Here is a 22,794-nt window from a genome sequence, read left to right as displayed (position 1 = left end):
GGTCCTGGCCGGGTTCAGAGAGGCTTGACCCATCGCCGCCAGTGGTCCTCGCGATGGTAGCCAGCCGAGCCCCATGTGTGATGCGCCCGCTCGTTGGCCTCCAGCACCATGGCGTCGATCCGTCGTCCGCCCAGGGCCACGAAACGGCGCTCCGCGGCGTCCGTCAGCGCGGTGGCGATCCCCTGCCGGCGGCAGTCGGGGTGCACGGCCAGCCGGTACACGGAGCATCGCCACCCGTCGAAGCCCGCTATGACGGTTCCGGCCATCCTGCCGTCGCGCTCCGCGAGGATCAGGGCCCCGGGGTCCCGTGTGATCAGCCGGGCCACTCCGGCCTCGTCGTCGGTGATGCTGGTGCCCTCGGCCGCCGTGCGCCAGAAGCGCAGGACGGCGGCGATGTCCGGGTGGCCGGCGCAACGGATGTCAAGATCGGTCATGGTGCGAGCCAACCAGAGGGCTCGGGCGGGAAGCGACCGCTTTCCCGTCCCGGCCTCCGGCGTGCGGCCTCCGTTCCCCTTGCGGGTGCTAGCGCACAGGCGCTAGCGTGATGGCGTGCCCAAGACTCAGCTGAACGTTCGCGTGGACGAGGCCACCGCCGAGGCAGCGCGGCAGCGTGCCCTCCAGCGGGGGATGAGTGTGAACCGCTACATAGAGGAACTCGTCAAACGGGATGCCGGCGAGGTGGGACACACCTTCGTCGAGGCCGCGGCCGACTTCATGAAGCAGTACGAGTCGGTGTTCGCCGAGGAGTTCGGCCCGGAGCGCGAAGGCACCCGTTGAATCTGCAGATCGACCTTTCCTGGCTGCTCATGGTCGCCGAGCACAAGACGCCCGGTGATCCACAGGTCGTCGACTGGGGTGCGCTCGTCGCCGCGGTCAGCCGGCACGAGGCGGAGATCTTCGGCAGCCCCGTCTACAGCGATCCGCACTCCCGGGCGGCCGCCCTTCTCCAACTGCTCCTCCACGTGCCCGCGCTCGAGCACTCCAACGCGATGTTCGCCTCCGCCGTCGCCTACGGCTATCTCGTCGCGTCCGGCCTGAAGGTCATCACCTCCCCCGAACAGGTCCGCGATCTGGCCCGGCTGGTGAAGGAGGGCAAGGCCGACGTCAGGGCCATCGCCGACGAGCTGCGTCGCTGGAGCCTGTGACCGGGCTCCTCAGCCCTACCCGGTCGCACGGTCCACCACGGCGGACCGGCGGGCCACACCGATCACGCACGGGGAGCTCGGCAGCCGCACGCCCTTCTCCGGTACCCGGAACCGGCGGTACGTCCCCAGCTCGAAGCCGGCCGCCTCGATGGCCGCGACCGTGTCCCGCGCCGTGTGACAGCCCCCGAAGAGCAGCGGCCAGAGGGTGCGGTCCGCCGCCCGCTGGACCCTCGCCAGCTTCCCCTCGGGTGCCAGGGTGTGCTCGAAGAAGCGCAGCTCACCGCCCGGCCTCAGCACACGCTTGATCTCCGAGAGCGCTCGCGGCAGATCCCGCACGGTGCACAGGACCAGCGAGGCCACCGCCGCGTCGAACGCCTCGCTCTTCACCGGCAGCGCCTCGGCGATCCCCGGCACCACGTCGACCGGCACCTCAGCACGCATCGCCGCACCGGCCGCCATCTGTCGCAGACCGCGCTCGGGCTCGATCGCCACCACCTCCGAGACGGCCCCCGGGTAGTGGGCGAAATTGAGGCCGTTACCCGCGCCGATCTCGATGACACGGCCCGACAGGCCGGCGAGGAGTTCGTCGCGACGGCCCGCCAGCCCTCCCCTGAGATCGGCGGTCACGCTCAGCCGGGCGTAGAAACGGGCGAAGACCGGGTGGTGGACAGCGTCCCGGGGGACGGGTGTGCTGCGCCGTCGCATGATCGGGCCTCCTCGGAGGGCGCGTGAATACGGCTCTCCTTCGATTCTCCCCCTGTACGGGCCCGACGATCCCCCGCGGCGCGGGCCCGTACGGCCGCTCAGCCGGCGGGACGGTCGCCGCCCAGCCCGGGTGCCAGCCAACTCCTCGCCCGCGACCGGAAGTCGGCCGGTTCCAGCGACCCGGCGCCGGCCGGCACCACGCCCAGTAGAGGGGCGCCCGCCGAGACCGGAAGGTCGTCGATGTTGCACCGTGAGGCCAGGTCCGGATCGGCCGGCATGCTCCCCACCACGACTCCGGGACAGGAGAGTCCCCGTGTCCGCAGGGCCTCCGTCGTCAGCGCGGTGGCGTTGAGGGTTCCGAGGCCCGCGGGCGCCACCACCAGTACGGGGGCCTCCATCAGCCGTGCGGCGTCCGCGAGTGTGGCCCCCTCCTCGTCGAAGCGCACGAGCAGTCCGCCCGCACCCTCGACCAGTACGAGGTCGTGCTCCGTCCCCAACTTCTGGGCTGCCTCGGCGATCTCGTAGGGGCGTACGGGTGCGAGGCCGGCGCGGCGTGCCGCCGTCCCGGGCGCCAACGGCTCCGGGAAGCGCGCCAGTTCGACCGCCGTGACATGCGGGCCCGCGAGGCGCGCCACCTCGGCCGCATCCCCCGGTTCGCCCGGGGCGAGCCCCGTCTGGGCCGGCTTGAGCACCGCGACCCGGAGGTCCCGGTACGCCGCCGCCACCGCCGCGGTCACGATCGTCTTGCCGATCTCGGTGCCCGTACCGGTCACCACGAGGATCGTCATCTCAGCCCTCCTTCGCCGCGGCGCACACGGCCCGGCAGATCCTTGCCACGTCGTCGTCGCCGGTCACATAGGGCGGCATCGTGTACACGAGGTCACGGAACGGCCGCAGCCAGACGCCCTCGCGCACCGCGGCCCGCGTGGCGGCCGCCAGGTCCACCTCGTGATCGAGCTGTACGACCCCGATGGCACCCAGCACCCGGACATCGCGTACGCCCGGTACCCCGGCGGCCTCCGCCAGTCCCCGTCGCAGTCCGGCGCCGATCCGCTTCACCTCCAGCTCCCAGTCCTGGCCCAGCAGCAGGTCCACGGACGCGCAGGCGACCGCCGAGGCGAGCGGGTTGCCCATGAACGTCGGTCCGTGCGCCAGGACCGGCACGTCGCCGCTCGAGATGCCCTCCGCCACCCGCGAGGTGCAAAGCGTCGCCGCCAGTGTCAGATATCCGCCGGTCAGTGCCTTCCCGACACACATGACGTCCGGTGACACCCCGGCGTGCCCGGCCGCGAACAACTGCCCGGTCCGGCCGAACCCCGTCGCGATCTCGTCGAACACCAGCAGCACGTCGTGCTCGTCGCACGCCTCGCGGAGCACCCGCAGATACGCGGGGGAGTGGAATCGCATACCACCCGCGCCCTGCACCACGGGCTCCACGATCACCGCTGCCAGCTCGTCGGCGTGGGAGGCCACCAGCTCGCGCAGATGCCTCGCGTACGCCTCGTCGGGTTCGGCGTCGAAGCCGTCCGGAGGGGCGTCCGCGAAGACCTGCCGGGGGAGGGAGCCCGACCACAGCTCGTGCATCCCGCCCTCGGGGTCGCACACCGACATGGGCTGCCAGGTGTCCCCGTGGTACCCGCCGCGCCACGTCAGCAGCCGGCGCTTGGCGGGCCGCCCCGCCGAACGCCAGTACTGCAGGCACATCTTCACCGCGACCTCGACGGAGACCGACCCCGAATCGGCGAGGAAGACGTGCTGGAGCGGCTCCGGGGTGATCTCCACCAGACGGGTCGCCAGCCGGACGGCGGGCTCGTGCGTGAGCCCGCCGAACATCACATGACTCATCCGGTCCAGCTGGTCGCGTGCGGCCTCGTTGAGTACCGGATGGTTGTAGCCGTGGACCGCCGACCACCAGGACGACATGCCGTCCACCAATTCGGTCCGGCCGTGGGCGGGTTCGGCGAGCCGGAGACGTACCCCGGACGCGGACTCCACGACCAGCGGCTCCTGGCGGCCCGGCATCGGACCGTAGGGGTGCCAGACGTGGGCCCGGTCCAGGGCACGGAGCCGAGCCGGGTCGATCCGATCAGGCATTGGGGGCGAGGTCCGTCCCGGCGCCGCGACGGCGGACCGCCACCAGGTCGGTGCGCGCCGTCAGGGGCTCCGACGGCTCCGCGACGGAGGCCGTTCCGGTGTCCTCACCGCACGGACCGCAGCCGCCGCCGTGCGAACCGCACCCGCCTGCCCCGTGGGCATCCGGAGCGTCGCCCCCGTGAGAGCCGCAGCCGGTGGCCGCGGGGACGCGGTGCCCGGGGAGAGTCGTCGTGTCCGCACCCTCCACCTCGAAGCCCGCGTCCGCGATCATGTCGAGATCGGTCTGACCGGACTGTCCCTCGCTGGTCAAGTAGTCGCCGAGGAAGATGGAGTTGACCAGGTTCAGGGCGAGCGGCTGCATCGAGCGCAGATGGACCTCGCGACCGCCCGCGAGCCGTACCTCGACGTCCGGGCAGACGAACCTGACCATCGCCAGGATGCGCAGGCACCGCTGCGGAGTCAGGTGCCAGTCCTTCGCGAGCGGCGTCCCCTCCATGGGGATCAGGAAGTTCACCGGCACCGAGTCGGGATCCAGCGCGCGCAGGGAGAACACGACGTCCACCAGGTCGGCGTCGGTCTCGCCCATCCCGGCGATCAGACCGGAACACGCCGACAGGCCGGCGGCCTGGGCCTGCTGGACGGTGTCCACCCGGTCGGCGTACGTGTGGGTGGTCGTGATGTCCCCGTACGTCCCCTCCGAGGTGTTGAGGTTGTGGTTGTACGCGTCGGCCCCCGCCGACCTCAGCCGGTCGGCCTGGCCCTCCGACAGCAGACCGAGGCACGCGCACACCTCGACGCCCTCGTGCTGCTCCTTGATGGCCTCGATCGTCTGCGACACCCGGTCGACGTCGCGGTCGGTCGGTCCCCGGCCGCTGGCCACCAGGCACACCCGCTTGGCACCGCCGGCCACCCCCGCGGCAGCGGCCTTCCGCGCCTCGTCCGGCTTGAGCCAGGTGTACTTGAGGATCTCGGCCTTGGAGCCGAGGCGCTGCGAGCAGTACGAGCAGTCCTCGGGGCAGAGCCCGGACTTCAGGTTCACCAGGTAGTTGAGTTTGACGCGCCGGCCGAACCACTGGCGGCGCACCTTTCCGGCCGCGGCCACCACGTCGAGCAGTTCGTCGTCGGAGGTCGCCAGTACGGCGAGCGCTTCGTCCCGGGTCGGCAGTTCGCGCCGCAGCCCCTTGTCCACCAGCGTGTTCAGCAGGTCCATGGCCTTGATCCTGACGTACGGCACCGCCATCGGCCAAGGAGGAACCGGACAGTACGTCCGGTCGATGCTGTGGGTATTGCCACACCCTGGCCTGTTGCGCACCCGGCTAAGGTCTGTGAGCTGCCTACAAAAAGGGACCCGCTCATGTCCTACGCCCCCTTCGACTGGATCGACGACGAGGCCCGGCGCCGAGCCGACGCCGGACTCGTCCGGACGCTGCGCCCCCGGGCCGCGGAGACGGAACTGCTGGACCTCGCCGGCAACGACTACCTCGGGCTGAGCCGTGATCCCGAAGTGACGGCGGCGGCGGCAGCGGCGGCACGGACCTGGGGGGCGGGCGCCACCGGATCACGGCTCGTCACGGGGTCCACCGAACTGCACGCCGCACTGGAGCGCGAACTGGCGGCCTTCTGCGGGTTCGAGGCGGCCCTGGTGTTCTCCTCGGGCTACGCGGCGAACCTCGCCGCGCTCACGGCACTGACCGGGCACGACTCGCTGATCGTCTCCGACGCGGGCAACCACGCCTCGATCGTGGACGGCTGCAGGCTCTCCCGGGCCGCCACAGCCGTCGTCCCGCACGCGGATCCCGAGGCCGTACGCAAGGCACTCCGGGCGCACGGCGGGCGGGCGCTGGCCGTGACCGACTCCGTCTTCTCGGTGGACGGGGACGCCGCCCCGCTCGGAGTAATGGCCGGCGTCTGCCGCGAAGCGGGTGCGCCCCTGGTGGTGGACGACGCGCACGGACTCGGCGTCCTGGGGGAGGGCGGGCGCGGCGCACTCGCGGCGGCCGGGCTCGCGGGCGGCGAGGGGATCGTCGCCACGCTCACACTCTCCAAGTCGCTCGGCAGCCAGGGCGGAGCCGTACTCGGCCCCGCCCGGGTCGTCCGGCACCTGGTCAACACGGCCCGTACGTTCATCTTCGACACGGGACTCGCGCCGGCGGCCGTCGGCGGGGCCCTGGGTGCGCTGCGGCTGCTGCGCCGCGAACCCGAACGCGCGGCGAGGGTCCGGGACGTCGCCGTGGAGCTCCACGGGCGACTGGTGGCGGCCGGTCTGACCGCCGTGCGTCCCGACGCCGCCGTCGTGTCGGTCCGCGCGCCCTCGGCGGAGTCGGCGGTGCGCTGGGCCGCCGACTGCCGTGCCGCGGGGCTCGCCGTGGGATGCTTCCGGCCGCCGTCGGTACCCGACGGGATCTCGCGGCTGAGGCTGACCGCCCGTGCCGACCTGACTCAGGAGCAGATCGCGACCGCCGTGGACACGATCCTCGCGACGACGCCCCTGTCGGTCGGCTGACCGGACGGCCGCCCGGGCCGGGACAGGTGCCCTGTCCGTGCGAGGCCGGGGCGGCGGAGTTCACCGTATCGGGCGATAGATATATGCATATCTTGGTGGATGGCCGTCATGGAGGGCGGCATCGGTGGCAGTCTGACGCGAGGCACAATCCAGGCCGGCCGTGCGCCGGTCGGGCGCGAAAGGGACGGGGTCGCCATGGCAGACCATCAGGAAGCAACCGTCACTCTGCCGAGCGATCCGGTCTCGGTCTCCGCGGCCCGGAGGTTCGTGGCCCGGGTGGTCGCGGACTGGGGCCTGGCCGAGGACGGCGACACCGCGGACACCATCCGGCTGATCGTCTCGGAACTCGCCACCAACGCCGTCCAGCACACCTTCGGGCAGTCGCCCACCTTCACCGTCGACCTCCGGCTCGACCGGGACGTCGAGTTCTACCTCGGCGTGACGGACAGCCACCCCCGCTGGCCCCAGCGGTTGCCCGCCGCGGTGCGGCAGGACAACGGCCGCGGCATGGTGATCATCCGGGCCCTGGCCAAGAAGCACGGAGGCCGGCTCGGCGTCAGCCCCACCCCGGACGGGGGGAAGACCGTGTCGATCGCCCTTCCCTGGCCCGTTCCCGCGCAGGCCTGACGCCCTCGCACGGGGGCATCCACGCCCGGGTCAGGGTTCGGCCGCCGGGCCGGCCGCGCACCGCCCGTGTGAGGCGGGGCGCGGCCCCCGACGCGTCGGTCAGCGTCCTGGCGCCCGGTCCCCTGCCGCGCCGCACCAGCGGGGGAGGAACGTCAGCGGACCCTCCCGTACCAGACCTTCCCGGACCAGATCTTCTCCAGCCGGACCACCGCCCCGGCCTTGGGCGAGTGCCAGATCCTCCCGCTGCCCGCGTAGATGCCGACGTGGTACACACTGCGGCCCGCGTGGAAGAAGACCAGGTCGCCGCGTTTCCGCTGCGACCTGGAGATATGGCGGGTCTTGTTGTACTGCTGCTGCGCCGTGCGGGGGAGTTTTTTGCCGGCCTTCTTGAACGAATAGAGCGTGAGCCCTGAGCAGTCGAACCGGGAGGGGCCCGTGGCGCCCCATCGATAGGGTGCGCCCTTCTTCGAGGCGGCGATCTTGAGCGCCTTCGTCGCGTGGGTGGCGGCCTCGGCTTCGGGCGCGAAGCCCGGGGCCAGCACCGTGGTGCCTACGGCGAAGGTCAGGACCGAGGCCGTACCGACCCGGGCGAACAGAGACGGGACATGAACCTGCGCAGTCATGCGCAACCCTTCGTCAGCCGCCTGTGAAGGATGACCTGTCGGGTTCGGGCTGGCGAAGTTGCCCGGCCGCGTGCAGCGGCTTCACCCCGAGGGCCGTCCGGAACTCCGGCCGGCCCGTTGTGCTCGGGTCCTCCACTCCTGCCGATCCACTCCTGTCGACCAGGCATCCGGACGGCGGCAGGACTCGGCGTCCGCCCGGACCGCCCCGCCGCGGCGGCGGGGGCTTGTCGTCCCAGGGATCTTTACCTACGCGCTGCCGGATTTCCTGTCTGAAGTGCCGTTATGTGAGAGTCGTCACGACTGATCCGATCGAGTGGACGCGGTCTGGGCCGAGTCGCCGCGACCGGACCCGACCAGCCGTGTACCAGCGATGGAGCAACGCGTTCCGTTCAGTGTCCGCCCCAGTTGCGCAAGTTGGGCTGTCCCTCGGGCGGGGGACCTCCTACGCCGATCGAGCGAGGGAAACTGGTCAGCCCGCCGGGCGTGTCGCACACCTGTGCCGAAGAGGTCGGTGTGATCGGCCAGTCGGTGGTGAACACGCTCAACTCGAAGGCTCCTGAGGCAGGGCGACGCGGCCCGCCCGGCGATCTCCGTCGAGCAGCCGCAAGGCCCTGGCCAGGGTTTCCGCGTGGATCTGCGACTCACCCCGCTCATGCATCAGGACGAGTGCCTCCCGTAAGGCCACGGCCCGCGACGCGAGGGCCTGGGCCGCCCGGAGCGCTCCGTAGGTGTCGCTGCCCCGGGCGGGGTTGATGCGCCCGACCTGGTCGAGCACCTCCAGGTAGCGGTCGATGAACTCGGCCTCGGCGCGGGTCAGTGCGGGAAGTGGGGGGAACTGCGGTGGGAGCATCGGGTGTTCACCTCGACGAGTGCGGCGGCTGGGACGGCGTGCGGTTCTCCATGACGTGGTCCACCAGCCCGAACGCCAGGGCGGCCTCGGCGTCGAGAATGGTGTCCCGCTCGATGTCGGCGCTGATCCGCTCCGTGGAACGACCCGTGTGGCGGGCCAGCAGGGACGTGAGCAGCTCGCGCTCGCGCGTCAACTCGCGGGCGCGGATCTCGAGATCGGACGGCTGGCCCTGGACCGGCTCGTCCAGAGCGGGTTGCTGGATGAGTACCCGGGCGCCCGGCAGGGCATGTCGGCGTCCCGGCGCGCCGGCGGCGAGGAGCACGGCGGCGGCCGCCCCGGCCTGCCCGAGGCAGAAGGTCTCCACCTCGCAGGCGAGGAACCGCATGGTGTCGTAGATCGCCGTCATGGCGTCGAACGAGCCTCCCGGCGAGTTGATGTACAGGGAGAGCGGCCGGTCGGGATCCGCGTGCTCCAGATACATGAACTGGGCGACGAGGTCGGTCGCCGCGGTGTCGTCGACCGGCGTACCGAGAAAGACGATCCGCTCGGACAGCAGCTTCGCGTACGGATCCGTGTTCCGGGTTCCGTGGGCGGTGCGCTCGGTGAACTCGGGCAGAACGTAGCGGGCGGCGGTACGGAACATGGCGATGCCTTTCCTGGGGGCCTCGGGCTGCACGAAATCGACGTACGTAAAAAATGTACAGGACGTACAGGAGGTTAGAATGGGGTCATGGCCTACGAGATTCCGGTGACGCAAGCCCGGGCGGAGCTCGCCGAACTGATCAACCGTGTCGTCTACGGCGGTGAGCGTGTGGTGGTGACCCGTCACGGGAAGCCGTTGGTCGCTCTGGTGTCCGCCGCTGACCTGCAGCGACTGGAGAGCGAGGAGGCCGAGGCGCAGGAGGCCGCCGCCGAGGAGCAGGTGATCAGCTCGGTGTCCTCGCTGCGCTCCGTGCCGTCCGCCACGGGCGAACGGCACCGCTTCGGTATCGCCGCCGAGCGCCGGGGTCACGAGGAGCGGGAACGCTGACGTCCGCGCGGGCTCCCGGTGACGACGAAGAGCCGTGCCCCCACCTCTCCCGGTGGGGGCACGGCTCTTTCGGGCGGTGTGCCGTCAGCTCGTGAGGGCCGGTTCGCGAGCGTGACCGGGTGCCACCGCCTCCTCCGTATTCGGCTTCCGGCGGTGGCCGCCGGTCAGCACCGCGGCCAGGCCCAGTACGGCCCACGCCGCCAGGACCAGCGCCGCGCCGCTCGCCGCGGCCCCGTCGAAGAACGCGACCGACCTCAGCAGTGAGCCACCGGCGCCCGGCGGGAGCCACTGGCCGATCGCCCCGACCGGTTCGGGGAGCAGTTCGGGCGCGCTCGTGACACCCGAGAAGGAATTGCCGAGCAGCACCATCAGCAGCGCGCCCAGGCCGATGCCCTTCGTGCCGAGCAGCGCCGCGAGCCCGGCCACGGCCGGCCCTATGGCCAGCACGGTGAGCCCGATGGCGCCCGCTTCCGTCCACCAGTCCCCGGTGATCACGCCCAGCCAGCTGTGGGCGATCGCCGTGGCCGCCACGCCCACCAGCCCGGCCGCGCCGACGAGGGTCAGGGCCGCCCGGGAGCCGCGCAGCCCCATGAGGGTGATCATCGCCCCCGCGGCGACACCGGCGAGGGCCAGGGGCAGGATGCTCGCGCCCAGGGCGGCGCCGCGTGGGTCCGCCTTCGGGGCCGCGACGACGTCGGTGACCGGTACGGCTGCCCCGGCGGGCGCGGCCCCCTTGACGGCCTCGGTCAGCAGCTGGGCGACGACAGGACTCGCCGCCGAGGCGGTGAGCAGCTGCGGACCCTTGCCGGTGACGACGACGGCGCCGTATACGACGCGGTCCCCGATGGCCTCGCGGGCCGCCGCCGCGTCCGCGTACCGGTGGATCTCGAAGGCGCCTTCGCGCTGCTCGAACGCCTGCTGCAGCTGATCGGCCGCCGGCGCGGGACCCGCGACGCCCACGGGCAGGTCGCGCGGGGCGATCCGGGCCGCGGGCCACGAGAAGGCCCACAGGCTGAGTGTCACGATCAGCGGGACGAGCAGGATGACGGCGACCGCGCGGCGGTTGGGCGCAGCAGGCATGACGGCTGCCTCGATTCAAAGAGAAGGATCGTTCGTTTTACGTTGTGCGGACACTGTCCGCTCCGCCCTGGGCGCTTGTCAAGAAGGAACGTTCGTTTTAGATTGGCGCCATGGCACGTGTATCCCAGGAGCACCTCGACGCCCGCCGCCGCCAGATCCTCTCCGGTGCGGCGCACTGCTTCGCGCGCAACGGCTTCCACAGTGCGTCGATGCAGGACGTGCTGAAGGAGGTGGGCCTGTCCGCCGGGGCCGTCTACCGCTATTTCGCGGGCAAGGAGGACCTGATCGCGGCCATCGCCGACGAGGCGTTCGGCGGCATCCGCCGTGCGTTCGAGGAGGCCGCCGAGTCGGCTCCGCCGCCCACGCCCGACGTGTTGCTGGGCAGGGTGCTGCGGGGGGTGTTCGAGGGGCAGATGTACGGCTTGGAGCGTCGCGCGTGCGCCGCGCTCGTCGTCCAGGTGTGGGCCGAGACCCTGCGCAACGACCGGCTCTCGAACACGCTCGCCGAGGGGTATGCGGGCATGCGCGTGGCCTGGGCCAGGCTGGTCGAGGCCTACCGCGCGGCCGGGCTCATGCCGTCCGGCGTGCCGGCCGACGACGTCGCCCGGACCATGATCGCGACCGCCCAGGGGTTCATCGCGCAGGAGGCGCTGTTCGGCGGGGTCGAGCCCGGAGTCCTGGAGAACGGGCTGCGCGCGCTGATGTCCATGGATCTGCAAAAGATCAGTTAACGCGCCGGAAAAACTTGCGCCCTAACGTGCAATACCTGGTCGCGGAATCCTCTTCATCGTTCAACAGAGTGTTGAAGGCGGGATAGGGTCCCGCTGCGCCCGGGGCAGGTACCGGGCGACAGACGAAGAGGGTGGAAGCGTGCAACTGACTCCGCACGAACAGGAACGCCTGCTCATCCATGTGGCGGCCGATGTGGCAGAGAAGCGCAGGGCGCGCGGACTGCGGCTGAACCACCCCGAGGCGATCGCGCTGATCACCTCGCACCTCCTGGAGGGCGCCCGCGACGGCCGGACCGTGGCCGAACTCATGGCCTCCGGCCGGAAGGTGCTCACCCGTGACGACGTCATGGAGGGCATCCCGGAGATGATCCACGACGTCCAGGTGGAGGCCACCTTCCCGGACGGCACCAAGCTGGTCACGGTCCACGAGCCGATCGTCTGACGGGGGAGCAGCCGATGATCCCCGGAGAGATCCTCTACGCGCGGAGCGCGGTGCCGCTCAACGAGGGCCGTCCCGTCACCCGCCTCACCGTCCTCAACGCCGCCGACCGGCCCGTCCAGGTCGGTTCGCACTACCACTTCGCCGAGGCCAACACCGGCCTCGAGTTCGACCGCCGCGCGGCCCACGGGCTGCGGCTGAACATCGCCGCCGGAACCGCCGTGCGCTTCGAGCCCGGAATCCCCGTCGACGTCGAACTCGTCCCGCTCGCAGGTCTGCGCGTCGTTCCCGGACTGCGCGGCGACACCGGAGGTCCCCTCGATGCCTGAGCTCAGCCGTCCCGTGTACGCAGACCTGTTCGGGCCCACCACCGGTGACCGCATCCGGCTCGCCGACACCGATCTGGTCGTCGAGATCGAGGAGGACCGGTCCGGCGGTCCCGGACTGGCCGGGGACGAGGCCGTCTTCGGCGGAGGCAAGGTGATCCGCGAGTCGATGGGCCAGGCGCGGACCACCCGTGCCGAGGGCGCCCCCGACACCGTGATCACCGGTGCCGTCATCATCGACCACTGGGGCGTCGTCAAGGCCGACATCGGCATCCGCGACGGCCGGATCACCGGGATCGGCAAGGCCGGGAATCCCGACACGATGGACGGGGTCCACCCCGAACTGGTCATCGGGCCCGAGACCGAGATCATCGTGGGCAACGGCAAGTTCGTCACCGCCGGCGCCATCGACGCGCACGTCCACTTCATCTCGCCGACCCTCGTCGACCAGGCCCTGTCCTCCGGGATCACCACACTGGTCGGCGGGGGTACGGGCCCGGCCGAGGGGACCAAGGCCACCACGATCACCCCGGGGCCCTGGCACCTGGCCCGGATGTTCGAGGCGCTGGACGGCTACCCCGTCAACATCGGACTGCTCGGCAAGGGCAACACGATGTCGCGCGAGGCCATGCACTCCCAACTGCGCGCCGGGGCACTCGGGTTCAAGATCCATGAGGACTGGGGAGCGACCCCCGCCGTGATCGACGCCTGCCTGGGCGTCTGCGAGGAGACCGGAGCCCAGCTCGCCATCCACACGGACACGCTCAACGAGGCCGGGTTCGTCGCCGACACGCTGGCCGCCATCGCCGGGCGCTCGATCCACGCGTACCACACCGAAGGCGCGGGAGGCGGCCACGCCCCCGACATCATCAGCGTGGTGTCGGAGCCCTACGTCCTGCCCAGCTCCACCAACCCGACCCGCCCGCACACCGTCAACACGATCGAGGAACACCTCGACATGCTGATGGTCTGCCACCACCTCAACCCCACCGTCCCGGAGGACCTCGCCTTCGCCGAGTCACGCATCCGCCCCTCGACCATCGCGGCCGAGGACATCCTGCACGACCTCGGAGCCATCTCGATCATCTCCTCGGACTCCCAGGCGATGGGCCGCATCGGCGAGGTGATCCTGCGCACCTGGCAGACCGCCCACGTGATGAAGCGGCGGCGCGGCGCGCTGCCGGGCGACGGGGCCGCCGACAACCACCGCGCACGTCGCTATGTCGCCAAATACACCATCAACCCGGCGGTGGCCCAAGGGCTGGACCGTGAGATCGGCTCCGTGGAACCGGGCAAGCTCGCCGACCTCGTCCTGTGGGACCCGGCGTTCTTCGGCGTCAAGCCGCAGACAGTGATCAAGGGGGGCCAGATCGCCTACGCGCAGATGGGCGACGCCAACGCCTCGATCCCCACGCCGCAGCCGGTCATGCCCCGTCCGATGTTCGGGGCCGTGGGACGGGCCCCCGCCGCCAACTCCTTCAACTTCGTCTCCTCCGCGGCCGTCGAGGCCGGGTTGCCGGAACACCTCGGACTCGGCAAGAGGTTCGTGCCGATCAGCAGCACCCGTGGCGTCACCAAGGCGGACATGCGCGAGAACGACGCCCTGCCCCGGGTCGAGGTCGACCCCGACAGCTTCGCCGTCACCATCGACGGTGATCCTGTCGTCCCAGCCCCCGCCGCGGAACTCCCGATGGCCCAGCGCTACTTCCTCTTCTGAGGACGGGACGGCACCTCATGACGACGCGCGCAGCCCTGCTCGTCCTCGCCGACGGCCGGTTCCCCGCCGGTGGCCACGCCCACTCCGGTGGCGCCGAACCGGCCGTCAAGGCAGGACACATCAGGAACGCCCAGGACCTGGCGGACTTCTGCCTGGGCCGGCTCCACACGACCGGGCTCACCGTGGCCGCCCTCGCCGCGGCCGCGGCCCACGGCCTCGACCCGCTCGCCCTCGACGAGGCCGCGGACGCCCGTACCCCCTCGCCCGCGCTCAGAGCCGTCGCCCGCAAACTCGGCCGGCAGCTGATGAGGGCGGCGCGGGCCACCTGGCCCAGCCCCGCACTCACCGCGCTCGCCGAAGCCCGGCCGCGCGGCGCCCACCAGCCGGTCGTCCTCGGGCTCACTGCCCGTGCCGCGGGTCTGGAGCCCGCCGACGCCGCGCACTGCGTCGCCTACGAGACGGTCAGCGGCCCCGCCACCGCGGTGGTCCGCCTGCTGTCCCTGGACCCCTTCGAGGCCACGGCCGTGCTCGCCCGGCTGGCACCCGCACTCGACGAGGTCGCCGAACAGGCGGCCGAGGCGGCGCGGCACGGCATCGACGCGCTGCCCGCCGCCTCCGCCCCCCTGCTCGACATCACGGCCGAGGCCCACGCGGCCTGGCCGGTCCGCCTGTTCGCCTCCTGAATCCCGACTCGGAGCCCCTGCCCGCGCCCGGCCGACGGGAGCCCCGTCCCACCCGCCCTCACCTGGAGCCGCACCCATGCACCTCGACCACACACACGACGGCCCCGCGGCCGTCAGCGCCGACGCCGCCCGCCCCGACGGCACCCGCCGCGCGCTGCGCATCGGCCTCGGCGGCCCGGTCGGTTCGGGCAAGACGGCCACCGTCGCGGCCCTCTGCCGCCTCCTGCGCGACCGTGTCTCCATCGCCGTCGTCACCAACGACATCTACACCCGCGAGGACGCCGCCTTCCTCCTCCGCAACGCGGTGCTTCCGCCCGAGCGCATCCAGGCCGTGGAGACCGGCGCATGCCCGCACACCGCGATCCGCGACGACATCTCCGCCAACCTCGAAGCGGTCGAGGACCTGGAGGATGCCGTGGGCCCGCTCGATCTGATCCTCGTCGAATCGGGCGGCGACAATCTGACGGCCACGTTCTCCAGAGGGCTCGTCGACGCCCAGATCTTCGTCATCGACGTCGCGGGAGGTGACGACATCCCGCGCAAGGGTGGCCCCGGTGTCAGTACCGCCGACCTGCTCGTCGTCAACAAGACCGACCTCGCCCCCTACGTCGGCTCCGACCTGGACCGGATGGCGCGCGACGCCGCGGCCCAGCGTGGGGAACTGCCTGTGGTGTTCACCTCCCTGACCGGTGCCGACGGTGTCGCCCCCGTCGCCGACTGGGTGCGGGCGCGGCTCGCGGACTGGGCCGTATGAGCGTCACGGCCACCGCCCGGATCACCGCCGTCGCGGACGGACGGGGCTCCACCGCGCTTCCGTTGCTCGAGAGCGACGGGCCGCTCGCCCTGCGCCGGACCCGGTCCCCGGAGACCGGGTACGCGCGCGTCACCGTGGTCGGCGCGATGAGCGCGCCACTCGGCGGCGACCGGCTCGCCGTCGAGGTACGGGCCGAGGACGGGGCCCGGCTGACGGTGGACGCCGCGGCCGCCACCGTGGCGCTGCCGGGGGCCGGTCCGGACGCCGGGCCGGCGTCGTACACCGTGCGGCTGAGCGCGGGGGAGGGGGCCGAGCTCCGCTGGCTCCCCGAACAGCTCGTATCCGCCCGCGGCAGTGCGCTCGACATGACCACCCGGGCCGACCTCGCGCCCACCGCCCGCCTGGTGCTCCGCGAGGAACAGGTCCTGGGCCGGCACGGCGAACCCACCGGAAGGCTCTCGACCCGTCTCACGGTGCGCAGAGCCGGACGGCCGCTGCTCGACCAGCACCTGGCCTACGGGCCGGGAGCACCCGGAGGGTGGGACCGCGCGGCCGTCCTGGGCGGTCACCGGGCCGTCGGCCAACTTCTCCTGGTCGACCCCGCGTTCGACCACGGCCTCCCCGCCCCACGGCTGCTCGGCACCACCGCGGCACTCACCCCGCTGGCCGGCCCCGCCGTTCTGGTGACCGCGCTCGCCCCGGACGCCCGACTGCTGCGAGCCGTGCTGGACGAGGCACTGGAAGGCCTGTTGAAGGATTCAAGGGCCCTCCGAAGGCGCTGAGTTCGCTCAGCGGGACAACGACACCGGTTATTGGTTCGGTAAAGAAACACGCGTACGCCCTGTTCTCAGCAACCTCACAGACGAAAGGATCCACCTGGACGCATGAACCAACGCGCCGCCACCGCGGCGCATCACGCAGGGGGAGGTTCCACTTGAGACGCACAGCGGTGCTCGGTTCGGCCGGCACTCTGATCGCGGGCACGCTCATAGCGGGGGCGATGGCCGCACCCGCCGCAGGTGCCGACAGCCGGCACCACGGCGACCGGGAAGCGCGCGGCGTGCAGATCGCCGCGGACCGGGCCGCGGACGCGGGAATCGACTGGGCGGACTGTCCGGCCGACTGGGCGATCGCCGCGCCCATCCAGTGCGGCTGGGTGAGCGTTCCGCTCGACTACGCCAAGCCGAACGGCAAGCAGATCAAGCTCGCCGTGGACCGGCACGTCAGCACGGGCACGAAGGAAGAGCGCCAGGGCGCGCTCGTCTACAACCCCGGCGGTCCCGGCGGCTCGGGCATGGCGTTCCCGAAGCGCATCGTCACCAAGAACCCGCTCTGGACGAAGGTCGCGAAGGCGTACGACTTCGTGGGCTTCGACCCGCGCGGCGTCGGCCACTCGGCGCCGATCTCCTGCATCGACCCGCAGGAGTTCGTGAAGGCCCCCAAGGCCGACCCGGTGCCGGACAGCGAGGCCGACAAGCGCGCCCAGCGCAAGCTCGCGGCCGAGTACGCCGACGGCTGCGCCGAGCGCAGCGGCGAGATGCTCCCGCACATGACGACGCCCGACACCGCACGCGACCTGGACGTGATCCGCGCCGCGCTCGGCGAGAAGAAGCTCAACTTCCTCGGTGTCTCCTACGGCACCTACCTGGGCGCGGTCTACGGCACGCTCTTCCCGACGCACGTGCGCCGCATGGTCGTCGACAGCGTGGTCAACCCGGCGAAGGACAACATCTGGTACGAGGCCAACCTCAACCAGGACGTCGCCTTCCAGACCCGCTGGAACGACTGGAAGGCATGGGTCGCGCAGAACGACGCCGCCTACCACATCGGTGACACGCCCGAGAAGGTCGAGCAGGCCTGGCTGACGCTGAGGGCCGCGGCCAAGAAGAACCCGATCGGTGGCGTCGTGGGCCCCGCCGAGCTCATCGGCTTCTTCCAGAGCGCGCCGTACTACGACTCCGCCTGGGCGCCCACCGCCCGGATCTGGAGCGACTACCTGGGCGGCGACACCCAGGCGCTGATCGACGCCGCGGCACCCGACCTGTCGGACACCGCGGGCAACATCAGCGCGGAGAACGGCAACGCCGTGTACACGGCGGTCGAGTGCGCGGACGCCAAGTGGCCCACCAGCTGGAAGAAGTGGGACCGCGACAACACCCGTCTGCACCAGCAGTACCCGTTCATGACCTGGGCCAACGCCTGGATGAACCTGCCCTGCGCCACGTGGCCGTCCACGCAGCGGACGCCGCTGGACGTCCGCACCGGCAAGGGACTGCCCCCGGTACTGATCGTCCAGTCCACGCGTGACGCCGCCACCCCGTACGAGGGCGCCGTCGAGCTGCACAAGCGGTTCAAGGGCTCCCGTCTCGTCACCGAGAAGGGCGCCGGTTCGCACGGTGTCACGGGCCTGGTCAACCCCTGCGTCAACGAGCGGGTGGACACCTACCTGCTCACGGGGAAGACCGACCGGCACGATGTGACGTGCACCCCGCACGCCACACCGAAGCCGTAGCAACACCCCCTGACGTGAGCGGGCGGCCGATGTCCTACGGCGGCCGCCCGCTCACCTTCCCCGCGGCACGGGTCGCTCACACCGTCCGCTCGTGCCGGTCCAGCCACGCGTCCTCGGCCGCGTAGTCGAACAGCGTCTCGCCGTAGTTGCGCACCATCTTCGGGAACGCCTCCCTCCAGTCGCGCCCGTCGAGCTGCTCCACGAGCCACGCCACCGTCCGGGGCAGCGACTCGGCGTACCCCGTCACCGGGCGGTAGCCCAACTGCCTCGCGGCTTCCGACATGTCGTAGACGACGGGACGCGACCCGCTCCAGGGGGTCTCGCCGACACCGTCCCGGGGCGGGGCACCCGGCATCAGCACGGTCTCGGTCTCCACGCCGAGCACGCCGTCGACGGCCGCACCGATCTCGGCCACGGTCGGCGCCTGAGGATCCCCCGCGTTCAGCACGCGGGACGCGGGCCGCAGAGCGGCGAGCCTGATGAGCTCGGCGACGTTGGACACGTGCACCGGATGGAAGCGGCTCTCCCCGCCGTAGGCCAGGACCCGCCGCCTGCGCCCGTCCAGCAGACGCTTGACGAAGTACAGCTCGCGCGGCGTGCGGCAGTGCTCCCCGTGCACCGCGCCCGCCCGCAGCAACGTCACCGGCCATACGTCGCCGGCCGCCAGCAGGTCCTGTTCCAGCGCGATCTTCCGGGTCGCGTACGTCGTGTCGCCGGGCGGGACCGTGCGCTGCGTCTCCGGTATCGGCACGGGATACGCGGGGAAGCCGTCCGGCTCGCCCTGGGTGTCGAAACTGCGGCCCCGCCCGTCCTCGTACACCGCGCCGCTGGAGATGACGACGGCGGACCCGGCACGCCGTCCCGACTCCGTCAACTGCGCCGCGTGGCCGCGCCCGAACGCGACCGTGTCGACCAGGACGTCGCAGCCCTCACCGAGCGCGGCCGACAGGGCGCCCTCCTCCTCGCGGTCCAGCGCGACGGTACGGACACCGCTGTCCCAGGTGCCGTCGCGGCCGCCTCCCAGCGAGGCCGCGGTCACCTCCCAGCCGTCCCCGGAGAGGGCCCGCACCGCGGCCCGGCCGATCTGTCCCGTCGCACCCAGCACGAACGCTCGTCCTCTGCTCATACGGAGGACGCTACGGCCGCGTCCGCGGCCGGACCAGGGATGTCGGCCGACAGCAGATTCCCCGCTCAGCGTGCCCGGCGCGGGAACTTCCTGGACTCCTCGGTCTGCGCCGCCTTCGCCTTGACCGCGTACTCGTCGACGTACTCCTGACCGGAGAGGCCGAGAACGGCGTACATGATCTCGTCGGTGACCGCCCGGATGGCGGCCTTCTGGTCCTCCAGGCCGGCGTAGCGGGAGAAGTCCAGCGGCTCACCGAAACGGATCGTGACCCGCTTGATCCGGGGCACCTTCTGGCCGGGCGGCTGGATCTCGAACGTGCCGACCATCGCGCAGGGGATGACCGGGACCCCGGCCTTGATCGCCATGACCGCGACGCCGACCTTGCCCTTGTAGAGCCGCCCGTCGTGCGAGCGGGTGCCCTCCGGGTAGATGCCCAGCAGCTCACCCTTGCTCAGCACACCCAGACCCTCGCGGATCGCGGCCTGCCCGGCTTCCTTGCCGGACCGGTCCACCGGGATCTGCCCGATGCTGTGGAAGAACGCCGCGGTCAGTTTGCCCTTGATACCGGGGCCGGTGAAGTACTCGGCCTTCGCGAGGAAGGTGATGCGGCGCTTGAGGATCGCCGGCATCAGGAAGTGGTCGGAGAAGGAGAGGTGGTTGCCCGCGACGATGGCGGCACCGTCGTCGGGGATGTGCTCCAGTCCCTCGATGCGCGGCCGGAACACCAGCCGCAGCAGCGGGCCCAGTACGACGTACTTCAGGACGTAGTAGAACACGTCTTCTCTCCTCGTCTCCCGGACCGGGCCGGTGGCCGCGTTCCGCCAGGTCGCCCGTCGTGGTGTCGCGCTCGGCCGGCTCGTCGGTGCGGCCCGAGGGCGGCCCGGCCTTCCTGAGGACGGATACCCGCTCACCCCCGTCTCACCTGACGATCCGTCGGACGGCATGTGCGAACTCGTCGCTGCCCTCGGGCGGTCGATCGTAGCCCTGATCCCGGCGGGGCTGTGCCGAGCGGAGCGGGAGTGCGTGGTCACGCGCCTTCGTGGCGGAGTGGAACGACAGGCGTGGCGGAGGTGACGGCCTCGGCCGTCACCTCCGCCACGCCGCCGGCCGTGCGCATCCCGGCGGTGGTCCGGCTGCGGACGACCTCACGGGGCGGGCGGCCCCGCTCCGTGCCGGGAGGTATGTCGGCCGCGCCCGGCGGTCAGCCGCGGACCAGCCGGCCCAGCGCCCATCGCGCGGGTGCCGCGTACGCGGCCAGAGCGACCGCCGGGCCCTCGACGACGAGCTCGGTGGCCGATCCGCCCGGCCGCCGCAGCACCCGGTGGCTCAGTCTCAGCCGCACGGGACCGACGGCGACCCGCCACACCCAGTGCCACCGTGCGTCGTCGACGGACTCGACCACGAACACGGCGGTCACGCCGAACACCGAGACGACCTCGCCGCTCATGCCCGCGGTGAGGCGCTCCCTGTCGGCGCGCACCGCCCGGATCTGCGGCGACCAGCCCGGCCAGCGCCGCGGATCGGCGTAGCGGAGCCAGACGTCCTCGGGCTCCGCACGTCCTGAGGCCCGCAGCCTCATGACGGCCATCGTCCGCTACCCGGCTCGGCCGACCTCGTCGTTGACGAACTCGTTCAGCGCCTTGCCCGGCCGCAGAGCCGCCTCGCCGTCCTCCTGGTGGAAGCTGCCGAAGCCCACCAGCGTGACCGCGCCACCCGTCCTGAGCGTCTCGGCGATCGCACCCGCCTCCGCCACGGTTCCGAACAGGGCGTCGACGACGCGCCCGATCTGGTCGGCCGACAGCTCACCACCGCCGGCCGTCCTGCGTCCCACCGCCTCGATCAGCGCGGACCTGTCCATGCGGAGCACCCCCTTCTCGACGTCGGGACCCACGGCCGGCCGGGGCTGTACGCCGGATCCGGACAGCCGCACCACTGAGCACCTCACCATGCTGGCACCGCCCGGCCCCGCCCGCACGCGAGAGCCGAGGGGGACCATGCGGGAGCCACGCACCGCAACCGCGCCGGAGCCGTGCGGCGGGCACCCGGCTGCGCGGGGCCTTAGGCTGCCCACGTGCACAGCGTGGAACTGCTGCCCGACCTCGCGACGGAGCGCGCCGTCCGTGAGGCGTGGGAGCGCCTGGCACGCGCCGGTCTGCCCAGCATGGCCGCGCACCGGCACCCGACCAACCGCCCGCATCTCACCCTGGCCACCGCGGACACCCTCCTGCCGGAGACCCGGGCGCTGCTGGACGAGGCGCTGGAGGCCGCCCTGCCCCTGCCCGTGGCACTCGACGGGCTCGTGCGCTTCCGGGGCCGCAGACCCGTGCTGGCCTGGGCCGTCCGGCCCGACGACGCACTGCTGCGCCTGCACCGGACGGTATGGCGCACCCTGCGCGAGGCACCGGGGAGCGGCCGCCCCAACCCGCTCCACGACCCAGGGCGCTGGGTACCGCACCTCACCCTCGGCCGCGGCGGCGACCACACCCGGGCCGGGAACGAGGCGCTCCCGTCGGCGCCGGGCGCACCCCCCGGCGTCCGCGCCGGCAGCTGGACGGGCGCCCGCACCTACGACTCGCTCACCCGCACCACGGACCGGCTCGGCCCCTGAAACCGCCTGCCCGCGCCTCAGGTGTCGCGGGTGGCGAGCATCCCCAGAGTGGCGAGTCCGAGGACCACCCAGCCGAACCACAGCCAGCCGTTGCTCCCCAGCGCCACGGTGTACGCCGTCACCGCGACCAGCGTGCCGACGGTCAGCACTCCCATGGTCTTCGTGGATCCAGGCATGAGCGCACGCTCCTCACCCGGCCGCACGGCCGTTGCAGCCATGGTCACCCCTGGGGCGTGCCCACCGCTACTGTCCGCGCGTCTGCAACGAGGCGAGATAGGCGTTGTACGCCTTCAGCTCCTGGTCGCCGTCCCGGTCGGCGGCCCGGTCGGAGCGCTTGGCGGTCCGCTGCTCGGAGCGGTACCACTGGAAGACCAGCGCGATCAGCACCAGCACGGACGGGATCTCGCTGAACGCCCAGGCGATGCCGCCCGCCGCGGACTGGTCGCCCAGGGCGTCGATGCCGAGCGAGGCCGGCGGGTTCTCGTACGCCTTCACCATCGGCTGGGTCGCCATCATCAGCGCGATCCCGAAGAACGCGTGGAAGGGCATCCCCGCGAAGAGCTCCAGCATCCGCATCACGTAGCCGGGCCGGTGCGGGCCGGGGTCGACGCCCATGATCGGCCAGAAGAACACCAGGCCCACCGCGAGGAAGTGCACCATCATCGCGATGTGCCCCGTCTTCGAGCCCATCAGGAAGTCGAACAGCGGCGTGAAGTAGAGGCCGTAGAGGCTCGCGATGAACAACGGGATCGTGAAGACCGGATGCGTGACGATCTTCATGTAGCGGCTGTGGAGCAGTTTGAGCAGCAGCTCGCGCGGCCCCGTACGGTCCCGCCCCGCCACGGGCAGGGCCCGCAGTGCCAGCGTCACCGGAGCGCCCAGCAGCAGCAGGATCGGCGACACCATGCTGATGACCATGTGCTGCACCATGTGCACGCTGAACATGACCATGCCGTAGTCGTTGAGTCCCGTGCACATGACCAGGGCGATCGACAGCACGCCGAGGACGAAGAAGACGGTCCGGTTGACCGGCCAGCCGTCGCCCCGGCCGCGCAGCCGCGCCACCCCGTAGCCGTACAGGACGAGGGCGACGACGCAGCCGACCAGGAAGAACGGGTCCGCGGAGAACTCGAGCCCCCGTCCCAGCGTGAACGGCGGCAGATCCATGTTCATGCCGTGCCCGCTGTGATCCATCTGTTCACTCCCGCTGGGGACGTCCCCGTTTCGTGCCGGTTGTCCGG

Annotated in this window: 29 protein-coding genes and 1 riboswitch; of the genes, 14 read left to right on the top strand and 15 right to left on the bottom strand. The window is 71.8% G+C overall.

What is annotated here, in order from left to right; genetic code table 11:
* Window positions 1-14 precede the first annotated feature (14 nt).
* Entirely contained in the window at window positions 15-434 is a 420-nt protein-coding gene (locus IA22_RS0128210) for a GNAT family N-acetyltransferase (protein ID WP_030125222.1), read from the bottom strand.
* A 115-nt stretch (window positions 435-549) separates the two neighbouring features.
* Between IA22_RS0128210 and IA22_RS0128205 the strand changes: the two genes are divergently transcribed.
* On the top strand, window positions 550-777 hold the full coding sequence (locus tag IA22_RS0128205) for a hypothetical protein (RefSeq protein ID WP_030125221.1): 228 nt from the start codon (window positions 550-552) through the stop codon (window positions 775-777).
* Window positions 774-1,145, top strand: coding sequence for a hypothetical protein (locus tag IA22_RS0128200; protein WP_014157596.1), 372 nt, complete (start codon window positions 774-776; stop codon window positions 1,143-1,145). The genes IA22_RS0128205 and IA22_RS0128200 overlap by 4 nt, the downstream gene beginning before the upstream one ends.
* 15 nt (window positions 1,146-1,160) lie before the next feature.
* Here IA22_RS0128200 and IA22_RS0128195 read toward each other — a convergent pair whose 3' ends face one another.
* The 4 genes from IA22_RS0128195 to bioB form a co-directional block, all read right to left on the bottom strand.
* Window positions 1,161-1,850, bottom strand: coding sequence for a class I SAM-dependent methyltransferase (locus IA22_RS0128195; protein WP_030125220.1), 690 nt, complete (start codon window positions 1,848-1,850; stop codon window positions 1,161-1,163).
* A 98-nt stretch (window positions 1,851-1,948) separates the two neighbouring features.
* A complete protein-coding gene (gene bioD / locus IA22_RS0128190; protein WP_030125219.1) occupies window positions 1,949-2,638 on the bottom strand; it encodes a dethiobiotin synthase in 690 nt (229 codons plus the stop codon).
* 1 nt (window position 2,639) lies between these two features.
* The gene (locus IA22_RS0128185; RefSeq protein ID WP_030125218.1) at window positions 2,640-3,944 is read right to left on the bottom strand and encodes an adenosylmethionine--8-amino-7-oxononanoate transaminase; all 1,305 of its coding nucleotides are present in this window, start codon (window positions 3,942-3,944) and stop codon (window positions 2,640-2,642) included.
* The gene (gene bioB / locus IA22_RS0128180; protein WP_030125217.1) at window positions 3,937-5,154 is read right to left on the bottom strand and encodes a biotin synthase BioB; all 1,218 of its coding nucleotides are present in this window, start codon (window positions 5,152-5,154) and stop codon (window positions 3,937-3,939) included. The genes IA22_RS0128185 and bioB overlap by 8 nt, the downstream gene beginning before the upstream one ends.
* A gap of 144 nt (window positions 5,155-5,298) precedes the next feature.
* Between bioB and IA22_RS0128175 the strand changes: the two genes are divergently transcribed.
* The gene (locus IA22_RS0128175) at window positions 5,299-6,447 is read left to right on the top strand and encodes an 8-amino-7-oxononanoate synthase (RefSeq protein WP_030125216.1); all 1,149 of its coding nucleotides are present in this window, start codon (window positions 5,299-5,301) and stop codon (window positions 6,445-6,447) included.
* A 195-nt stretch (window positions 6,448-6,642) separates the two neighbouring features.
* Window positions 6,643-7,074 (top strand): ATP-binding protein, encoded by a 432-nt coding sequence (locus tag IA22_RS0128170; protein ID WP_030125215.1) that lies wholly within the window; start codon window positions 6,643-6,645, stop codon window positions 7,072-7,074.
* A gap of 152 nt (window positions 7,075-7,226) precedes the next feature.
* On the opposite strand, the gene IA22_RS0128165 is transcribed toward IA22_RS0128170, so the two are convergent.
* From IA22_RS0128165 to IA22_RS0128155, 3 genes are all read right to left on the bottom strand, one after another.
* A complete protein-coding gene (locus IA22_RS0128165) occupies window positions 7,227-7,697 on the bottom strand; it encodes a C40 family peptidase (RefSeq protein ID WP_014157603.1) in 471 nt (156 codons plus the stop codon).
* A 3-nt stretch (window positions 7,698-7,700) separates the two neighbouring features.
* Window positions 7,701-7,873: riboswitch (cyclic di-AMP (ydaO/yuaA leader) on the bottom strand.
* A 365-nt stretch (window positions 7,874-8,238) separates the two neighbouring features.
* A complete protein-coding gene (locus IA22_RS0128160; protein ID WP_014157604.1) occupies window positions 8,239-8,547 on the bottom strand; it encodes a hypothetical protein in 309 nt (102 codons plus the stop codon).
* A gap of 7 nt (window positions 8,548-8,554) precedes the next feature.
* Window positions 8,555-9,190 carry an ATP-dependent Clp protease proteolytic subunit gene (locus IA22_RS0128155; RefSeq protein ID WP_030125214.1) on the bottom strand — a complete coding sequence of 212 codons (636 nt, stop codon included), beginning with the start codon at window positions 9,188-9,190 and terminating at the stop codon, window positions 8,555-8,557.
* An 87-nt stretch (window positions 9,191-9,277) separates the two neighbouring features.
* On the opposite strand from IA22_RS0128155, the gene IA22_RS0128150 reads away from it, so the two are divergent.
* Window positions 9,278-9,577: a type II toxin-antitoxin system Phd/YefM family antitoxin gene (locus tag IA22_RS0128150; RefSeq protein ID WP_030125213.1), complete on the top strand. Its 300-nt coding sequence runs from the start codon at window positions 9,278-9,280 to the stop codon at window positions 9,575-9,577.
* Between the two features lie 84 nt (window positions 9,578-9,661).
* Here the strand turns inward: IA22_RS0128150 and IA22_RS0128145 are convergent, their stop codons facing one another.
* Window positions 9,662-10,657: a hypothetical protein gene (locus tag IA22_RS0128145; protein ID WP_030125212.1), complete on the bottom strand. Its 996-nt coding sequence runs from the start codon at window positions 10,655-10,657 to the stop codon at window positions 9,662-9,664.
* 110 nt (window positions 10,658-10,767) lie between these two features.
* On the opposite strand from IA22_RS0128145, the gene IA22_RS0128140 reads away from it, so the two are divergent.
* The 8 genes from IA22_RS0128140 to IA22_RS0128105 all read left to right on the top strand — a co-directional run bounded on the left by IA22_RS0128140 (window position 10,768) and on the right by IA22_RS0128105 (window position 17,819).
* Window positions 10,768-11,388 carry a TetR/AcrR family transcriptional regulator gene (locus IA22_RS0128140; protein WP_030125211.1) on the top strand — a complete coding sequence of 207 codons (621 nt, stop codon included), beginning with the start codon at window positions 10,768-10,770 and terminating at the stop codon, window positions 11,386-11,388.
* 139 nt (window positions 11,389-11,527) lie between these two features.
* Complete coding sequence (locus tag IA22_RS0128135) at window positions 11,528-11,830, top strand: urease subunit gamma (protein WP_014157609.1); 303 nt, start codon at window positions 11,528-11,530, stop codon at window positions 11,828-11,830.
* A 14-nt stretch (window positions 11,831-11,844) separates the two neighbouring features.
* Window positions 11,845-12,156: an urease subunit beta gene (locus IA22_RS0128130; protein WP_014157610.1), complete on the top strand. Its 312-nt coding sequence runs from the start codon at window positions 11,845-11,847 to the stop codon at window positions 12,154-12,156.
* On the top strand, window positions 12,149-13,870 hold the full coding sequence (locus IA22_RS0128125) for an urease subunit alpha (RefSeq protein WP_014157611.1): 1,722 nt from the start codon (window positions 12,149-12,151) through the stop codon (window positions 13,868-13,870). The genes IA22_RS0128130 and IA22_RS0128125 overlap by 8 nt, the downstream gene beginning before the upstream one ends.
* A gap of 17 nt (window positions 13,871-13,887) precedes the next feature.
* A complete protein-coding gene (locus IA22_RS0128120; RefSeq protein ID WP_030125210.1) occupies window positions 13,888-14,553 on the top strand; it encodes an urease accessory protein UreF in 666 nt (221 codons plus the stop codon).
* 76 nt (window positions 14,554-14,629) lie between these two features.
* Window positions 14,630-15,307, top strand: coding sequence for an urease accessory protein UreG (gene ureG / locus IA22_RS0128115; RefSeq protein ID WP_030125209.1), 678 nt, complete (start codon window positions 14,630-14,632; stop codon window positions 15,305-15,307).
* Entirely contained in the window at window positions 15,304-16,089 is a 786-nt protein-coding gene (locus tag IA22_RS0128110; protein WP_030125208.1) for an urease accessory protein UreD, read from the top strand. The genes ureG and IA22_RS0128110 overlap by 4 nt, the downstream gene beginning before the upstream one ends.
* A gap of 152 nt (window positions 16,090-16,241) precedes the next feature.
* The gene (locus IA22_RS0128105) at window positions 16,242-17,819 is read left to right on the top strand and encodes an alpha/beta hydrolase (RefSeq protein ID WP_030125207.1); all 1,578 of its coding nucleotides are present in this window, start codon (window positions 16,242-16,244) and stop codon (window positions 17,817-17,819) included.
* A gap of 76 nt (window positions 17,820-17,895) precedes the next feature.
* On the opposite strand, the gene IA22_RS0128100 is transcribed toward IA22_RS0128105, so the two are convergent.
* From IA22_RS0128100 to IA22_RS0128080, 4 genes are all read right to left on the bottom strand, one after another.
* The gene (locus IA22_RS0128100; protein WP_030125206.1) at window positions 17,896-18,924 is read right to left on the bottom strand and encodes an NAD-dependent epimerase/dehydratase family protein; all 1,029 of its coding nucleotides are present in this window, start codon (window positions 18,922-18,924) and stop codon (window positions 17,896-17,898) included.
* Window positions 18,925-19,010: 86 nt separating this feature from the next.
* Window positions 19,011-19,721 (bottom strand): lysophospholipid acyltransferase family protein, encoded by a 711-nt coding sequence (locus IA22_RS0128095; protein ID WP_014157617.1) that lies wholly within the window; start codon window positions 19,719-19,721, stop codon window positions 19,011-19,013.
* A gap of 425 nt (window positions 19,722-20,146) precedes the next feature.
* Entirely contained in the window at window positions 20,147-20,524 is a 378-nt protein-coding gene (locus tag IA22_RS0128085) for an SRPBCC family protein (protein WP_015576186.1), read from the bottom strand.
* Between the two features lie 15 nt (window positions 20,525-20,539).
* The gene (locus tag IA22_RS0128080; protein WP_245229608.1) at window positions 20,540-20,875 is read right to left on the bottom strand and encodes an HU family DNA-binding protein; all 336 of its coding nucleotides are present in this window, start codon (window positions 20,873-20,875) and stop codon (window positions 20,540-20,542) included.
* Between the two features lie 141 nt (window positions 20,876-21,016).
* On the opposite strand from IA22_RS0128080, the gene IA22_RS0128075 reads away from it, so the two are divergent.
* On the top strand, window positions 21,017-21,553 hold the full coding sequence (locus IA22_RS0128075; protein ID WP_015576185.1) for a 2'-5' RNA ligase family protein: 537 nt from the start codon (window positions 21,017-21,019) through the stop codon (window positions 21,551-21,553).
* Window positions 21,554-21,570: 17 nt separating this feature from the next.
* On the opposite strand, the gene IA22_RS37230 is transcribed toward IA22_RS0128075, so the two are convergent.
* Together IA22_RS37230 and IA22_RS0128065 are read right to left on the bottom strand one after the other, a co-directional pair.
* Complete coding sequence (locus IA22_RS37230; RefSeq protein WP_014157621.1) at window positions 21,571-21,729, bottom strand: hypothetical protein; 159 nt, start codon at window positions 21,727-21,729, stop codon at window positions 21,571-21,573.
* Between the two features lie 67 nt (window positions 21,730-21,796).
* Window positions 21,797-22,747, bottom strand: coding sequence for a cytochrome c oxidase assembly protein (locus IA22_RS0128065; protein WP_015576184.1), 951 nt, complete (start codon window positions 22,745-22,747; stop codon window positions 21,797-21,799).
* Between the last annotated feature and the right edge of the window lie 47 nt (window positions 22,748-22,794).

It is taken from the genome of Kitasatospora papulosa, assembly GCF_000717245.1.
GTDB classification, from domain to species: Bacteria; Actinomycetota; Actinomycetes; order Streptomycetales; family Streptomycetaceae; genus Streptomyces; species Streptomyces papulosus.
Note: the sequence above shows the minus strand (reverse complement) of the source record. Positions and strands in the feature narration are given on the sequence as shown.

Coding starts and splice junctions, on each gene's coding strand:
- IA22_RS0128120 (WP_030125210.1), top strand. CDS start 13,888: ATGACGACGCGCGCAGCCCTGCTCGTCCTCGCCGACGGCCGGTTCCCC.
- IA22_RS0128210 (WP_030125222.1), bottom strand. CDS start 434: ATGACCGATCTTGACATCCGTTGCGCCGGCCACCCGGACATCGCCGCC.
- IA22_RS0128150 (WP_030125213.1), top strand. CDS start 9,278: ATGGCCTACGAGATTCCGGTGACGCAAGCCCGGGCGGAGCTCGCCGAA.
- IA22_RS0128195 (WP_030125220.1), bottom strand. CDS start 1,850: ATGCGACGGCGCAGCACACCCGTCCCCCGGGACGCTGTCCACCACCCG.
- IA22_RS0128145 (WP_030125212.1), bottom strand. CDS start 10,657: ATGCCTGCTGCGCCCAACCGCCGCGCGGTCGCCGTCATCCTGCTCGTC.
- IA22_RS0128175 (WP_030125216.1), top strand. CDS start 5,299: ATGTCCTACGCCCCCTTCGACTGGATCGACGACGAGGCCCGGCGCCGA.
- IA22_RS0128165 (WP_014157603.1), bottom strand. CDS start 7,697: ATGACTGCGCAGGTTCATGTCCCGTCTCTGTTCGCCCGGGTCGGTACG.
- IA22_RS0128160 (WP_014157604.1), bottom strand. CDS start 8,547: ATGCTCCCACCGCAGTTCCCCCCACTTCCCGCACTGACCCGCGCCGAG.
- IA22_RS0128155 (WP_030125214.1), bottom strand. CDS start 9,190: ATGTTCCGTACCGCCGCCCGCTACGTTCTGCCCGAGTTCACCGAGCGC.
- IA22_RS0128125 (WP_014157611.1), top strand. CDS start 12,149: ATGCCTGAGCTCAGCCGTCCCGTGTACGCAGACCTGTTCGGGCCCACC.
- bioB (WP_030125217.1), bottom strand. CDS start 5,154: ATGGACCTGCTGAACACGCTGGTGGACAAGGGGCTGCGGCGCGAACTG.
- IA22_RS0128130 (WP_014157610.1), top strand. CDS start 11,845: ATGATCCCCGGAGAGATCCTCTACGCGCGGAGCGCGGTGCCGCTCAAC.
- IA22_RS0128110 (WP_030125208.1), top strand. CDS start 15,304: ATGAGCGTCACGGCCACCGCCCGGATCACCGCCGTCGCGGACGGACGG.
- IA22_RS0128140 (WP_030125211.1), top strand. CDS start 10,768: ATGGCACGTGTATCCCAGGAGCACCTCGACGCCCGCCGCCGCCAGATC.
- IA22_RS37230 (WP_014157621.1), bottom strand. CDS start 21,729: ATGCCTGGATCCACGAAGACCATGGGAGTGCTGACCGTCGGCACGCTG.
- IA22_RS0128170 (WP_030125215.1), top strand. CDS start 6,643: ATGGCAGACCATCAGGAAGCAACCGTCACTCTGCCGAGCGATCCGGTC.
- IA22_RS0128085 (WP_015576186.1), bottom strand. CDS start 20,524: ATGAGGCTGCGGGCCTCAGGACGTGCGGAGCCCGAGGACGTCTGGCTC.
- IA22_RS0128065 (WP_015576184.1), bottom strand. CDS start 22,747: ATGGATCACAGCGGGCACGGCATGAACATGGATCTGCCGCCGTTCACG.
- ureG (WP_030125209.1), top strand. CDS start 14,630: ATGCACCTCGACCACACACACGACGGCCCCGCGGCCGTCAGCGCCGAC.
- IA22_RS0128185 (WP_030125218.1), bottom strand. CDS start 3,944: ATGCCTGATCGGATCGACCCGGCTCGGCTCCGTGCCCTGGACCGGGCC.
- bioD (WP_030125219.1), bottom strand. CDS start 2,638: ATGACGATCCTCGTGGTGACCGGTACGGGCACCGAGATCGGCAAGACG.